This is a genomic window from Arcicella sp. GW458-12-2-14-TSB2 (genome assembly GCF_059423785.1).
In genome coordinates this window covers 1-15,370 of the sequence record NZ_JBWKYN010000143.1, presented here as the reverse complement: position 1 = coordinate 15,370, position 15,370 = coordinate 1, and the positions used below count along the sequence as shown (strand labels likewise).

At 36.6% G+C, this 15,370-nt stretch carries 11 protein-coding genes; 5 read left to right on the top strand and 6 right to left on the bottom strand.

Features of this window, described 5'->3' with window-relative positions; translation table 11 throughout:
* Positions 1-50: 50 nt before the first annotated feature.
* The 4 genes from AC07XN_RS17995 to AC07XN_RS17980 all read right to left on the bottom strand — a co-directional run bounded on the left by AC07XN_RS17995 (position 51) and on the right by AC07XN_RS17980 (position 2,529).
* Positions 51-575 carry a MepB family protein gene (locus AC07XN_RS17995; protein ID WP_494744063.1) on the bottom strand — a complete coding sequence of 175 codons (525 nt, stop codon included), beginning with the start codon at positions 573-575 and terminating at the stop codon, positions 51-53.
* 3 nt (positions 576-578) lie between these two features.
* Positions 579-1,031, bottom strand: a complete 453-nt coding sequence (locus tag AC07XN_RS17990) for a hypothetical protein (RefSeq protein ID WP_494744062.1) — start codon at positions 1,029-1,031, stop codon at positions 579-581.
* A gap of 125 nt (positions 1,032-1,156) precedes the next feature.
* Complete coding sequence (locus AC07XN_RS17985) at positions 1,157-1,828, bottom strand: hypothetical protein (RefSeq protein WP_323245973.1); 672 nt, start codon at positions 1,826-1,828, stop codon at positions 1,157-1,159.
* Between the two features lie 170 nt (positions 1,829-1,998).
* The gene (locus AC07XN_RS17980; protein WP_494744061.1) at positions 1,999-2,529 is read right to left on the bottom strand and encodes a hypothetical protein; all 531 of its coding nucleotides are present in this window, start codon (positions 2,527-2,529) and stop codon (positions 1,999-2,001) included.
* A gap of 261 nt (positions 2,530-2,790) precedes the next feature.
* On the opposite strand from AC07XN_RS17980, the gene AC07XN_RS17975 reads away from it, so the two are divergent.
* The 4 genes from AC07XN_RS17975 to AC07XN_RS17960 all read left to right on the top strand — a co-directional run bounded on the left by AC07XN_RS17975 (position 2,791) and on the right by AC07XN_RS17960 (position 10,481).
* Entirely contained in the window at positions 2,791-5,238 is a 2,448-nt protein-coding gene (locus tag AC07XN_RS17975; protein WP_494744060.1) for a TonB-dependent receptor, read from the top strand.
* 748 nt (positions 5,239-5,986) lie between these two features.
* Positions 5,987-7,321 carry a rhamnogalacturonan acetylesterase gene (locus tag AC07XN_RS17970; protein WP_494744059.1) on the top strand — a complete coding sequence of 445 codons (1,335 nt, stop codon included), beginning with the start codon at positions 5,987-5,989 and terminating at the stop codon, positions 7,319-7,321.
* A 21-nt stretch (positions 7,322-7,342) separates the two neighbouring features.
* The gene (locus tag AC07XN_RS17965; RefSeq protein WP_494744058.1) at positions 7,343-9,175 is read left to right on the top strand and encodes a rhamnogalacturonan lyase; all 1,833 of its coding nucleotides are present in this window, start codon (positions 7,343-7,345) and stop codon (positions 9,173-9,175) included.
* A 175-nt stretch (positions 9,176-9,350) separates the two neighbouring features.
* Positions 9,351-10,481: a glycoside hydrolase family 88/105 protein gene (locus tag AC07XN_RS17960; protein ID WP_323245978.1), complete on the top strand. Its 1,131-nt coding sequence runs from the start codon at positions 9,351-9,353 to the stop codon at positions 10,479-10,481.
* Between the two features lie 349 nt (positions 10,482-10,830).
* Here AC07XN_RS17960 and AC07XN_RS17955 read toward each other — a convergent pair whose 3' ends face one another.
* Complete coding sequence (locus AC07XN_RS17955) at positions 10,831-11,400, bottom strand: ion channel (RefSeq protein WP_309919431.1); 570 nt, start codon at positions 11,398-11,400, stop codon at positions 10,831-10,833.
* A gap of 325 nt (positions 11,401-11,725) precedes the next feature.
* Positions 11,726-13,054 (bottom strand): rhamnogalacturonidase, encoded by a 1,329-nt coding sequence (locus AC07XN_RS17950; protein WP_494744057.1) that lies wholly within the window; start codon positions 13,052-13,054, stop codon positions 11,726-11,728.
* Between the two features lie 485 nt (positions 13,055-13,539).
* Here AC07XN_RS17950 and AC07XN_RS17945 point away from each other — a divergent pair, with 485 nt between their 5' ends.
* Complete coding sequence (locus AC07XN_RS17945; protein ID WP_494744056.1) at positions 13,540-15,324, top strand: ATP-binding protein; 1,785 nt, start codon at positions 13,540-13,542, stop codon at positions 15,322-15,324.
* Positions 15,325-15,370: the final 46 nt, after the last annotated feature.

The window sequence follows — 15,370 nt, the reverse complement described above, 5'->3', positions numbered from 1 at the left end:
ATCAATAACTTATCACTAGCGAGGGACTTAAGTCCCTCGCTAGTGATAAGTTAGGAATTACTAAACAATCTTTTTGCCAAAGCCAAATCTACCAATCCATTTGCTGGAATTTCTAAGAAATACGCTAATTGCCATTGTTGGGTCTTCAAAGCTTGTTTGCTATTGGCAATATCCCAAGGAGGATATACTCTAATAGCTCTCTTTCCCTCTTTATGATTATCAGTCAAAATTCCTTTTTGGAGTAAAACAGCTTTAGGAAAGACAAATTGTCCAAAATGATTGTCGCTTCTGGTGCTAATTACGACTAAATCTATCTCATCATTTATATCATAAGGTTCAATTATTCCTTCGTTATTTCTTTTCCATAAAGTAACAAATTGTCCTGTTTTTGTCGGTGTAATTTTAGCAATACGATATTTGATAGTTAGACTATCAAGCCTAAAATCACAAGCACCATATTCAGCACTTTCAGTTGCTGGAATAGGTTCTGTACAATTGAACCCACATTGATTATACACTAATGCTTTGGCAAGAAGGAAATCATTATTATTGGTTAATTCGTCTTTTGATTTCATTACTTACTTTTTTACTCTTATATATTTCTCCACAATTACGCGGTCGACACCTAGTTTTTCTAGTTTCTCTACGCCTTTCTGGATTAAAGTATCATTCTGGATTTTCACCACAAAAGTGAATTTATTATTCTCCCAATTTTTGTCGATAAAATACTCCAAGTTTTCAGTGTAAACACTGTCTACTAATGTATATTCACCTCCACCTGCTGTAAAAGCAATGGCTGAATCTTGTTTAGCGATTGGATGACTCAAAAAAGCAAAATGACTTGGGTTGATAATCTTAATCATTTTTACTTTCGGATTAAAGGTTGAAAAGGAAGTATCTTTTTCAATGGTTTCTGCCGAAACCAATTCCCAAGTTCCGATAATAGGAAGGCTCTCTTTTTCTTTAACTTTACAAGCAAACATGGTAGAACATAGCAGTCCCCCTAAAATAATTCTAATTGTTAGTTTCATAGTTTTTAGTTTTTCACAAAAATCAAATTATTCCCTTGAATTTGTAGCTTGTACTGTACAGGTAGAAAACTTAGAATAATACCTAAACAAATAGTAATTACTTAATTGATATGAAAATAAACATTTTAATAGTCCGCTTGATAACCATGACCATTCTTTCCATAAAATGTTAGCCATCTAGCCAAAGAATAAACAATGTGTAATTTGCCTGCTATATCATTTTCTTCTGAATCAGAAGGAGCTCTTTGGTTTTTAAGGTATTCTAGATTATTTTCCTTAGCAATATTATCAGCAGTATTCATTAACCTATTGCCATAATCTAATGCTTCTTCAGCAAGTTTGGTTTCCCAAGCTTCGTGTACTAAACTTTCATCTATCAAGCCAATACATGTTGTCAAAAATTCGCCTCTGAATACATGTTCCTCCTGTCCATAAGCAATATAGATAGGTAATCCATCAATCTCTTTTGCCAATTCAAGAATATAATAACCTTTATGTTTTTTGATAAAATCAGATTCAGATAGTTCTTTATTACTATCTTGGTATTTTACCTTAATCCAGTCCTCTGCTTCTTTGTCACGTCCAACTTGGGGAGCTTTAAGGGTTTCATACACTGAAATCTGATTAGCAAACCATTCTTCAAGAAGTTCTTCTTTAGATGGAAGTTTTTTGCCTTTTAATTTATCAAGAAAACTCAACTCAAGTGTTTCTTTCCCTTCTATTACTCTAAAGATTTGATTGAATCTTTTCTCAAATCCTTTTTTGGGTTTCCCCATTGGTACTAAATCTAAGCCCATCGTTTAAATATTTATTTATTAAAATGTAGTTTTTCTTTAAAGCAATTCTCTTTTTATTCAAAGACATGAGACATCACCATTCATGGCATGACTTCCAATTAATCGGCAATTATCATAAAACTAACCGAGTCATGCGATGAGTAATTCACAGACCACGGGTTAGGAAGACGTTATTTCTTAGTCAGGAAATAAAGTTCTCTTTCTAATTCATGTTTCAATTGTGCAACACTTCTCTTCATCATAAAATAGGGCACTAATAACATAATGATACCGTGAATTATAAAAATTGGCAATACACTACTTAAGAATTCACTAGGCATTGTACTAATAAATGAAACAAGGAAGATAGCATATACAATACTTATCAGTATGTAAAAAGGAATTCCAAAAGTATTGAATCCATTTATTTCAGTTTCAATTAAAAGTTTTTCATTTTGTACAGTGTATGTGCCTTCAGCAATAGCCACATTAAATCCTCTATCAAAAAGCTTCTTTCGTTTTTTAATTTTAAAACCTTCATAATTTACTGTGCCTTTAAAGTCTTTTTTACTGGAAGAAAACACCTCAAAAGGATTTGAAAACAGTCTAGTACTACCTTCTTCTACGATAGTATCCATTTTGTTGACGAAGTCATTTCTACTGATTGGGAGGTCGATTGTTAAGGTGTCAATTAGTTTAATCTTCTTTAGGAATTCATCCATATTAATATTTGTTAAGACGTGGTTTATGTTTTGTGACTATGTGGATTATTAGTCCAATGAATATATGTAAAATAATTGAATCTGTTAATTAAAGAAATGAAGATTAATTATCATCAACCTACACCGTCCCCTTTAAACTTTTTAGCCTTTGAAAAATCTAAGGTCAATACAAGGATTATTGTCAACTTCAGATTCCTTACAGAATCCTTCCGTAACTTTGTTTCATCAACCAATTATACATCAGCATTTATCTAAAATCGTATGAATAAATTACTAATTGTAGTGTTACTTGTGATGAGTAACTTTTTTGTCTTTGCTCAAACTAAACCAAGTAACAGTCTATCTGGTAAATTGATTGATGGTACTACTAAAGAGCCTCTCCCTTTTGCTGCTGTTATTGTATTAAAATCGCTTGAAACTGGAAAAGATTCTTTGCTAAAAGGCGTTAATTCCAACGAATTGGGGATGTTTCAACTCACAAACTTGCCTGCTGAAAAACTTAAAATCAGGGTATCTTTTGTAGGCTATCAAAATTATGAACAAGTTGTTGAATTAACCAATCAGGAGACTGTCTTGGCTGACATCGCTTTGTTGCCAGAACCTAAAATGTTGAAGGAAGTTACAGTCACGGCTACCAAAAGTACTACCTCAATGGGGATGGACAAGAGGGTTTTTAATGTAGAACGAAACCTCACTACGGTAGGTGGTACGGCTGAAAATTTGCTACGCAATTTGCCTTCGTTAACCATTAATCCAGATGGTTCTGCCAATTTAAGGAATATGGGGGCTACTATTTATATCAATGGTAAACCTACGCAACTGAGTTTAGCACAAATTCCCGCAGGACAGATTGAATCGGTTGAAGTAATTTCAAATCCTTCCGCTAAGTATGAAGCAGCGGCTTCGGGGGGTATTGTCAACTTGATTTTGAAGAAAAATCGTGAGGCTGGCTATAACGGTACCGCTAGTGTAGGTATTGGCAATAATTCACGGTATGATGGCATGGTAAACCTGAACGTGAACCAAGGAAAATGGAATTTTTCGACCATCTATAACTTTAATGCAACTAAAAACCCGCTGAATGGTTATGCTTATCGTACTAATTTCACCAATACGGGGGCTGTCGCGAGCTATTACAATCAAAATACGGATGTTTCTTTGAACAATCTTTTTCATAATATACGTTTGGCAACAGATTATACCCTTAATAAAGCTAATACGCTTTCGTTGGCTGGTAGTTATGTGACGGGTGAATATAATTCAGAAACCAACCAACAGTATCAGAATTTAGATGCTAGTAAGGCATTGGTAAGTTATGGCGGCAGAACTACCCAACCACACAACACTTTTAATAACGTAGGGATTGAGTTCGACTGGAAGCATAATTTTGCTCAGAAAGGAAGAACTTTGAGTTTTGTGAGTTCGTTTACTCGTAATAATTTATCGAATGCGGCTAATTGGTTTACTACGGCATTGAATGCCGATGGGAATAGTCAAGTAGGATTTCCAGAAACGGATATTATTGCAGGAAATACCGTGGGAAGCCAGATACTTGCTCAATTGGATTATGTAAAACCTATCAACGATTCTACTAAACTTGAAATGGGTGTAAGAAGCTATACCTATATACGTGACCAACAATATCTTTTTTCAAAACTAGATGGGGCAAGTAATACCTTGATTCTTCAGAAGGATTTTTCACAGGATGCTAACATTACTGAAACCATCAATGCGCTGTATGTGATGTATGCTACCAAATGGAAAAAGAATATCAGTTTTGAAGCTGGCTTACGCTTTGAGCAGTCGAGCCTGACGGGCATTTCAAACCTTGATGCTAAATCTAATTTTGGCTATAAATTCCCATCAAGCGACGGCTCAAATTTAATTAAAGCGTTATTCCCTTCGCTATCCATCAGTAAAAAACTGAATGCCGACTCGGAGGTTGGTATCAATTTTAGTAGAAAAGTAGGGCGTCCTAATTTCAGACAATTGTTTGTGGGTATTCAGGCAAACGATAAGCAAAATATTACGATTGGTAATCCACAAATTCAACCTGAGTTTGTCAATACTGCCGAATTGAACTATAATACTTCATTAGGTAAAGTAAACTGGCTGTCGAGCTTCTATTATATTTATGAAGACAACACCATTAAGCCAATCGTACAAGCATCGCCAACAGACCCATCTGTATACGTAACTACCTTTATTAATGCACAGGCTGATATTCAAACGGGTTTTGACAATACGTTGACTTTTGCGATAGGTAAACGCCTTAACTTCTTAGCCAATTTGAATGTATTCAACATGGTATTGAAATCGGCAGATTATGAAAAAACGTTGTGGCGTTTTAATAGCAAGTTGAATATTACTTATAAGGTAAGCAATAGTATTTCGGCACAATTGAATTCAAATTATGACAGCAAAGCACCACAATTACAAGGCTATCGTCAAGGGATAAAAGCAATGGATTTTGCCCTTAGAAAAAGCTTTATGAACAACAAGGCTAGCGTATTGTTTACGATTAATGATATTTTTAATTCAAGAAAACCAATTACGATTTACGACCAGCCAACTTCATACCAAGAGTCGATGAATAGACGAGAGGTAAGGTTTTATAAAATCACGTTGCAATTGCCAATAGGCAACAGCACTGCCGCTAAGAAAAAGGAGCAAAAAATTACGCGTCCTGATGTTGATTTTAATAATTAGATTGATTACTGATGGCATGACTTGAAGTCATGCCATCAGTGAAACCTTTCATATTTTTTAAAATTACTCGTCAACGTATACTACAAGCGTTACAAAACACAAACAACTATTTCCACTCCTTGAATGACTAATACTAGATAGTCTTGTAGTGAAATGCCTACCTTTTGCTTTGGTAAAAAATACCACAGCACTGTAGAAGCAAAGCAGAAGCAAATACCACAGCACTGTAGAAGCAATGCAGAAGCAACTACCATAGCACTGTAGAAGCAATGCTAGTATAATAAAACTATTAAAACTTAAGAAAACTATATAAACCATTAAAACAATAACAACAACAACAATGATAAAAAAAAGTATTGTTGTTAAGATGAATAACAATGCTTTATTTTTTTGCCTTTGATTGCTATGACAAAATCAAGGGCAAAATCAGGTGGAAAGGTTTTGTTTTTAAAAGAAAAATCGCTATATTTATATAAAGTTTTACAGCCTGTTATCTTCCGTGTTTTTGCTAAAATCAAAAAATCTTGTGCAGTTTTTATCAATGGAAATATTTAATGTTTCCTGATTAAGCTATTTTTTGTCCCAAAAAAACCTACGATTCCTACCCCGTGAGACCACAGGAGAGTTTTAGAGCCTTGTAACCCTTAATTTGTATTATCATTTAAAAAAGATAACATAGTCTTATTTTAATACAACGATTTCTTTTTAAATAGGACTTTATACATAATTCAACGCTATCACATTCAAGATGAATAAATTTAGGGCATTATTATTGGGTATTATTTTCACATTTTCTTCTTTGTACACTTTTGCTCAATCGCCAACTAGCTTCAAATTTGACTTTGGTGCTGGAAAAGTTGCTAAAGGATATACACAGGTCTTACCTGAATCCATTTATAGCAAAGAAAAAGGATTTGGTTTTTTGCCAAATGCACCCATCGTTTCAGAAACCAGAAAAGGCAAGGATGCACTGACGTCAGATTTCTGTACCAGTACACAGTCTTTTTATTTTACGGTGGATATTCCAGAAGGGAATTATAATGTAAAGTTATACCTAGGAGATACAAAAGGTACTTCCACCACCACCGTGAAAGTTGAAAACCGCAGGTTGATGTTGGAGAAAGTAATTACACCAGAAGGAAAAGTGGAAGCCAAAGAATTTACCGTGAATGTAAGAACTCCTCGTATCAATGATACCGAAAGTGTAAAACTTAAGCCTAGAGAATTTGAATACTTGCATTGGGATAATCAGTTGACATTTGAATTCGCTGATGTGAATCCTAAAATTTGTGGCTTAGAAATCACCAAAGCAAATGACTCAGTAATAACTGTTTTTTTAGCGGGTAATTCAACCGTGGTAGACCAAATCCAAGAACCTTATGCGGCTTGGGGACAAATGATTCCTAGATTTTTTAAAGCGAAAGAGGTAGTTTTTGCGAATTATGCTGAATCGGGAGAGACTATCAAAAGTTTTGCAGGTGCCAAACGTTTGGATAAAGTAATGAGCTTGATGAAGGCTGGCGATTACTTCTTTATAGAATTTGCCCATAACGATCAAAAGGCAGGCTCTGGCGTTGAAGCGAATACGACATACAAGGAATTTCTAAGATCATACATTCAGAAAACAAAAGAAAAGGGAGGTATTCCTGTATTGGTAACTTCTATGCCTAGAAGAAATTTCGATGATAATGGTAAAATCATCAACACACTAGGTGACTTCCCCGATGCGATGCGTCAGGTAGCAAAAGACGAAAATGTAGCTTTGATAGATTTGAATGCGATGAGCAAAGTGCTTTTTGAAACGATGGGTCCCGAGAAATCAATGAAAGCCTTTGTGCATTACGAAGCCAATACTTTTCCTGAACAAACAAAGGCTATCCACGACAATACCCACTTTAGCAATTATGGTGCTTATGAAATCGCTAAATGTATTATTGAAGGCATTAAGCAAGCAAAATTAGGCATTGCTACAACATTAATCAGTGATTTGCCAAGTTTCGACCCTGCTCGTCCAGACGACGAAGCTAGCTTTAGCTTGCCACATAGTCCGCTAGTTCATGTGGTAAAACCTGATGGTAATTAATACGCTCTAATTCAAATAACAATGAAATCAACTATTTTAAAAAGTATCATTATCCTTTGTGTAGTATCGTTCCAAACGTCGGCACAACGCTTAATGGAAAACCTCAACAGAGGTATCATCGCTATCAACCAAGGCGGTGGGAAAGTATTTGTAAGCTGGCGTTTATTGGGGACGGAAGCACCTGATACCAAATTCAACCTTTATAAAACAACAGGCAATACCAAAGTCGTTAAGTTAAATAAAGAGCCTTTGACAAAAGGCACCAACTTTGTAGATGAAAAGGTAGATTCTTCTAAAGTAAATACCTATTTCGTGAAAACCATTACTGGTAAAACAGAAGGAAATGCGAGCGAGTCTTTTGTATTAGCTGCGAATTCACCTGCACAAAACTATCTTTCTATTCCTTTACAAACGCCTGACAGATATACACCGAACGATGCTTCGGTGGGTGATTTAGATGGCGATGGTGTGTACGAAATCATCCTACATCAAGCGGGTATCGCTAAAGATAATTCTCAGAAAGGGATTACTGACGAGCCTATTTTTGAAGCGTATAAGCTAGACGGCACATTACTGTGGAGAATTAATCTAGGTAAAAACATTCGTGATGGAGCACATTACACGCAGTTTATAGTGTATGACCTTGATGGTGATGGTAAGGCTGAATTTGCTTGTAAAACGGCAGACGGTACAACCGACGGCAAAGGCAAAGTAATAGGCGATGCGAAGGCTGACTATAGAAATGCTGATGGTAAGATTTTAGATGGTCCAGAGTTCTTTACCATTTTTGATGGCTTGACTGGTGCGGCTTTAGCGACTACTGATTATATCCCTGCCAGAGGTGACCTTGGCGGATGGGGTGGCAAAGGTGGAAACGGTGGCAATGACAAATCAGGTAATCGTAGCGACCGCTTCTTAGCGTGTGTGGCTTATTTAGATGGTAAACTACCGAGTGTAATCATGTGTCGTGGATATTATGGAAGAACTGTTTTAGCCGCTTGGGATTGGCGTGGAGGGAAACTGACTTCTCGTTGGGTATTTGATTCTAAAGATGGTAGCAATCCTTTTTCGGGACAGGGTTATCATAACTTAACCGTTGCGGATGTGGATGCTGACGGCAAAGATGAAATTGTATATGGCTCGATGGTCGTTGATGATAATGGACAAGGGTTGTTTTCGACTGGCTTGCGTCATGGTGATGCCTTGCATGTTACTGATTTAGACCCTTCTCGCCCTGGCTTAGAAGTATTTGGTGTGCATGAAATTGAAGAAAAAACCGAAGGACCAGGTGCCGCATTGTATGATGCTAAAACGGGTGAAATCATCTGGCGTAAAAATGAAGGACAAGACGCTGGCAGAGGCGTAGCTGAAGATATTGACGCAAGTAACGAAGGCGCAGAAATGTGGTGGTCGGGTTCAGGCGGGCTGTTTAATGCGAAGGGTGATAAAATTGGTGATAATCCTAGTTCAACCAACTTTGTGATTTGGTGGGATGGTGATTTGTCGCGCGAGTTATTAGATGGCAACCATATCGACAAGTATAAAGTGGGCAGGCTATTTACTGCGGAAAACTGTTCTTCGAATAATGGTACAAAATCAACGCCTGCACTAAGTGCGGATTTATTTGGCGACTGGCGTGAGGAGGTAATTTTTAAAACGAATGATAAAAAGGAATTGCGTATTTTTTCAACGACGATTCCTACCGAACACCGTTTACCGACGTTGATGCACGACCCGCAATACCGACTAAGCATCGCTTGGCAAAATGTAGGCTATAACCAACCGCCACATACAAGCTACTTTTTAGGAACAGGCATGAAAACACCGACGAAGGCGAATATAAAAGTGAAGTAAGGGGTGAGTTGTGAGTTAGTGAATTGTGAATTAGTGATTGATTTATTTGAGAATTAATGAAAGATAGATATGTTATAATATTTATCCACTCACTAAATCACAACTTACTAACTTAATCAATCACAACTCACTAACTCACAATTCACTAACTCACAACTAACTCAAACAAAAAAACATGAAAAAAAACATTACAACGCTCTGTCTTCTTGCACTGATAAGTATTTGTCAGCTACAGGCACAGAAACTTCCTAAAAAACAGGAAATGTTAAAGGCTTTAACAGTAGCCAACGATTACTTTATGACCAAATGGGCTGATGTTTCTGCTCCGATTGTGCGTCCTGATAAAACTCGTCCAAGTAATATTTGGACACGTGGGGTATATTACGAAGGGTTGATGGCCTTGTACAGTGTTGACAAACAAAAACGTTATTACGACTATGCTGTAGCATGGGGAGAAGCTCATAAATGGGGTTTACGCAATGGTATCAAAACCCGTAATGGTGATGACCAATGCTGCGGACAAACCTATTTGGATTTGTATTTGATTGACCAAAAGCCTGAAAGAATCCGTGACATCAAAGCGTCAATTGATAGCATGGTGAATAGCACTAAAAAAGACGATTGGTCGTGGGTAGATGCTTTGCAAATGGCAATGCCTGTGTTTGCTCGTTTAGGACAAATCTACAAAGATGATCGTTATTACGAAAAGATGTATGAGATGTATATGCACACCAAGACGATTCACGGAGACAAGGGGTTATACAACCCTGCCGAAGGACTTTGGTGGAGAGATAAAGATTTTGACCCTCCTTATAAAACGCCTGCTGGAAAAAACTGTTACTGGTCGCGTGGAGATGGCTGGGTAGTAGCGGCTTTGGTGAGAGTATTAGAAATTATGCCTAAAAATGCGCCACATCGTGAAGAATACCAAAAGACTTATTTAGAAATGATGAAAGCGTTGCCACCACTTCAACGTGCAGATGGTTTCTGGAACGTGAGCTTAACAGATGAAACTGATTTCGGCGGTAAAGAATTAACAGGTACTGCTTTGTTTACTTATGGCATGGCGTGGGGCATAAATCACGGACTATTGAATAAAAAACAATACTTGCCTATCATTGCCAAAGCAAGTAATGCAATGCTGAAAGACTGTGTACAACCTAACGGGTTTTTGGGTTATGTACAGGGCACAGGTAAAGAACCTAAAGACGGACAACCTTTGAGCGTTGATAAACAACCAGATTTTGAAGATTTCGGACTAGGCTGTTTCTTATTAGCTGGTTCAGAGGTTTTGAAGATGAAATAGGCGATTAAGCATTAATCCTTCCTATTAGTGGGTGACTTAAGTCCTACTGATTACCAACAAGCATATAAATAACTGATAATCAAGGCTCTTATCCCTAGCGAGGGACTTAAGTCCCTCGCTAGTGATAAGAAATTCACGTAGTCAGGCTATGAAATGAGGCGACCAAAGCTCGGTTTGAAAGGCGATTTAAGCCTATTTAAACCAATTTTATCAATAATCACCTCTTCATTTCAACTTTTTAAAAGATGTGGGTAATCAGTAGGACTTAAGTCACCCGCTAATAGAAAGGTTTTGGATTTACAGCCGTATTCTGTGTGCCACAGACCACAGTTATAAATAGTCTCCTCACCTATTCCCCTTCCTCCTCTTTTTTCTTGGATAATTTTCTTTGTAACAAATCGGATTCCAAGAGAGATTCTTTTAGACTGACAAAATCTGAGAGAACAATGATAATGGTAAAGAACGACAGTAGGTCTTCTAGCATCACTAATACTTTAGCAGGAATGATTTGTGGCAAGATTTCTCCATAGCCAAAATTCGTAAAATTAAGCACACTAAAATACAAGCATTCAAAAAGTGTTTCAGGGATTGATAACTTTTCAGGAATTCCCGAAAAGCATTCAGGATTAACATGATAAAGACAGAAATAATCAACTGCAAACGAAAAAGTGACCATTAACACATTGATGATAATGAACTCTAAGAAACGATAAAAGGGTGCGTCTTTTACCGTAACTTCCAAAATCATTCTTGAGCTTTGCCATACAATAAAGGCTATTTTCAAGAATGCCAAACCCACAATAATCCACTGAGTACCACTATCTTTTAGAAATTCGTAGGTGTCAATCAAAACGATGAATAAACCCAAGCCTATTGTTACAAGGCTTTTTATCACAAAATCTCTATAGCTAACACTCATAAGGCACATTTAAATTTTTACAAATTTACAATTTTAGGCTTCTTGAACAACTATGCTATTTTTAAAAAGAAACGTTTTTATTCCTAGCGAGGGACTTAAAGTCCTACTGATTACTCATAAGCATATAAGTACTTGATAATCAATACATATTAACCTCACCCCCAACCCCTCTCCTTCAGAGAGGGGAGCTTTAAGCACTGAGGTCTTCTCCCCTTCTCTGAAGGAGAAGGGGCTGGGGGATGAGGTTGTTAACTATTGATTATCAATCATTTATCCACTTATGGGTAATCGGTAAGACTTAAGTCGTTAGCTAGTGATAAGAAAACTACTCAATCATTTTATTATTCACCTTTACATTTTTCAATGTAAAGCCTTTTACTACACTTTTATCAATCGAAGCATTTTTACTTTCTACAGTAAAGTTTTCAAAACTAAAGTTCGATAACTTATCGTATTCCGAAATAGCTACGTCGTAGAAAATATCACATTTTACTTCTATATTTTTCAAGCTCACATGGTCTGAATACGAGAGCGGTACATCTTTACGCCCTTGTAAATCAAAAAATTGTTTCCAAGGTTTTACAAACAACAAACTATGGGCTTGTCCTTTGATATTCTCTAGACTGATATATTCATAAAGCTGTGGCGTGTCTGGTCGCATCTTTAGCCATAATATGCGTGTGGCTTCACTGACATGACAATTTCGCATGATGATATTGCGGTTGTGGATAGCCTCGCTCCCACAGGTAAGTGCCGAATGACAAAAACCAAACTCGCAATCTTCTATGATGATATTTGTGTTGGCTCCATTATTTGGTACACGGTCTGCCCACGGGCCTTTGCCACCTTTCAATGCAATGGCATCATCATTCACCGACATATAACAGCCTTTGATAAGCACATTATTGCAAACATCAATATCGATGGCATCCGTACTTGGGGCTTTTACGGGCTTATAGGGTGAGAAAATATGAACATCTAATACTTTCACATTATTGCATTGATAATAGTGGCTCGTCCAGAAACCAGAATTATGCAGTTTTACATCTTGTACCTGTACATTATTAGACTTCCAGATAAAAACCAGTCGAGGGCGAGAAACTTCTAAGTTAGTACAATTAGGGTTCTCTTTACGTCTAGCCCAGAAAGCCTCCCAGTAGTGTAAGCCATTGCCGTCAATCGTTCCTTTTCCTGAAATCGTAAACCCATCTACTTGATAAGCATTTACCAAGGCTGTAAAATAATCTAAACTTTGTCCTTCCATTCTTGAGGGTAGTTTAGGGTAGTCGGCGATATTATCTGACCCTTTTAATACCGCTCCTTCAGATACATACAAATGGGTTTTGGGCTTGAAAAACAAAGCTCCACTCATAAATGTGCCTTTAGGAATGATGATTACACCTCCGCCCTTTTGGGCTGCTAAATCAATTGTTTGCTGGATAAGCTCCGTTTGTACGAGCGTACTATCTTGCTTAACGCCAAAATCGGTAATCACATACGCTTTGCCAAGCTGTGCAAGCGTTACTTTTTTGTTAGTTGTAAACCAGCTCGATATTTGGCTACCATCAGGGAAAGTAGCTTTAGCTGTTTTTTGTGCTACCATTTGCGTGCATCCCAAAAGCCAACACGCCAGTATTAGAATCAGTTTTTTCATGTTAAATATTTATGGATAAACCATCCGCATCATAATAAGGCTGCAACTTGACACGATTTAGTGATTCTTCCTTCCTGTTCCTTAGGGTATAGTAACAACAAGCCAAGAGGATTTTCGCTCAAACATTGAATTGGGTAGTTTCTACTAATACTATTTTGCTTTAAGAATAATAGTGAGGGACTAAAATTCCGTGTATTTATCAATTATTTATACCGAATGTCTGTTTGAATCACGAAAAATAATATATTTGAGTACATTAATGTATGTGTCAAATTTCATACAAAATCCATATTATATAATACTATTTTAATGAAACTTATCGTGGTTCTCAACCTTGTTTAAAATTATTAAACCTTGTTTCATAAGTATAAATTGTATGAAAAATTATGCACTTAAAATGTTATTTTAATATAAAAATAAATACAGCACTCTTAGTGTTTATTTTTCCCTTCTGTCTGCATTGCCACGGACAATCTAATGAACTCTTGAAGCTACAAAAATCTTTGCCTACGATAAGTGATAGTTTAAGATATGTAAACACATTGAATAGGATTGCTACGTTGTTGTATGAAAAAAACATCGATAGTACGTTTTACTACACCAAAAAGGCTAGTGAAATAGCCAATAGGTTAAAGTATGCAAAAGGTCAAGCGGATGTATTGAATAACCTTGGTATTTTTTATTTTATCAAGGGGAATATACAGCTAGGATTACGCTATTTTAATGAAGGGAATATTCATTATAGAAAACTTCAAGATTCTTCCAACATTGTCCAAACATTAATGAATATCGCCATTCTTTATGAAGTAATGGGACGAGAAAAGAAGTCGTCTACTAACTATAATTTGGCACTGGAATTGGGCAAAAAAATAAGTCATGATTCTATTTTTTCATTGGTTATCTATAACTACATCATCAAGTACCCCAAGAAGTTTAGCAAAGATTCGCTCAACTATTACCTTAACAAAGGCAGAAACATTGCTGCAAAGTATAAAGATAAACGTATACTGTTGGCGTATGACCAATTGACGGCTGATAATTATATTAAAAATAATCAGTTTGATAAAGGCATGGCTTTATTAAAACAAGCTAATGACGATGCGTTAAAAAATAATCTCTCGAATGTCTCCGTCATTATCTTGACTGATATGGGTGACCAGATGTATCAACGGGATAAGTTAACAGCCATTCAATACTATAAACAAGGACTTACCATTGCGATTCAGAAAGGCTATTTAGTTGATAGTGAGCTACTCGCTAGAAAATTAGCTGCTGCTTATGCTGAACTAAAAGATTATTATAATGCCTATTTATTTAGCAAGCAATACCAAGAAATCAATGACAAAATAGATGCTCAAGAAAACCTATTTGGCATTGACTATCAAGATTTTGCAGCCAAAGAGCAACAGCTAGAATCATCAAACCTGTTGGCAAAGTACCAATCTAGGTTATTGATATTAGCCATCGTAATCAGTGTGATGGCTATCGTGATGATGATTATATTATGGCGTAGTTGGAAGAGTACACAAAAGTCCAGAGAGGCCCTCAGGCTACAGTTTCAGCATGCAGAAGTAACGATGCATGATTTAGAGACGATGAATAAAAACTATGCTCGCCTTATCAAAATTGTGGCACATGACCTCCGAAATCCGATTGGTGCGGTTGGTGCGATGACTTCGATGCTCGCTGAAAAAGAAATGGATGAAGACGATAGCGAGCTAATAGAGCTAATACAGACGTCTATCAACAATAGCCTAAACTTAATTAATGATTTATTAAAAACTGACTTTGAACAAAAGCATGACATTCATAAAGAAGAAACATCCTTTGATGGCTTACTGAATGAATGTGTGCAATTACTCCGCTTTAAAGCAAAAGATAAGCGTCAGCAATTGATTTTTAATACGGATACGAATATTAAAATGAATATTGACAGAGAGAAAATCTCAAGAGTGATTAATAATCTGGTAGGGAATGCCATCAAATTTAGCCCCGTAGGTAGCAATATTTACATCAATACAAAAGTATCTGAAAGTGGAACAATTACTACTGTAAAAGATGCAGGAATTGGAATACCCCTAAAAATGCAGGATAAAGTATTTGACCCTTTTACTTCGGCTAGGCGAAAAGGAACAGGAGGCGAACAACCCTTTGGATTAGGGTTGTATATCAGTAAACAAATTATAGAAGCCCATCATGGTAAGATTTGGCTAAAAAGCGAACCAGATCAGGGGACAGAGTTTTTTGTGGAATTGCCGTTTGGGAGGTGATGGTTGTGATAGGGTAAATTATACCAAATATATTTACTTCTAATAC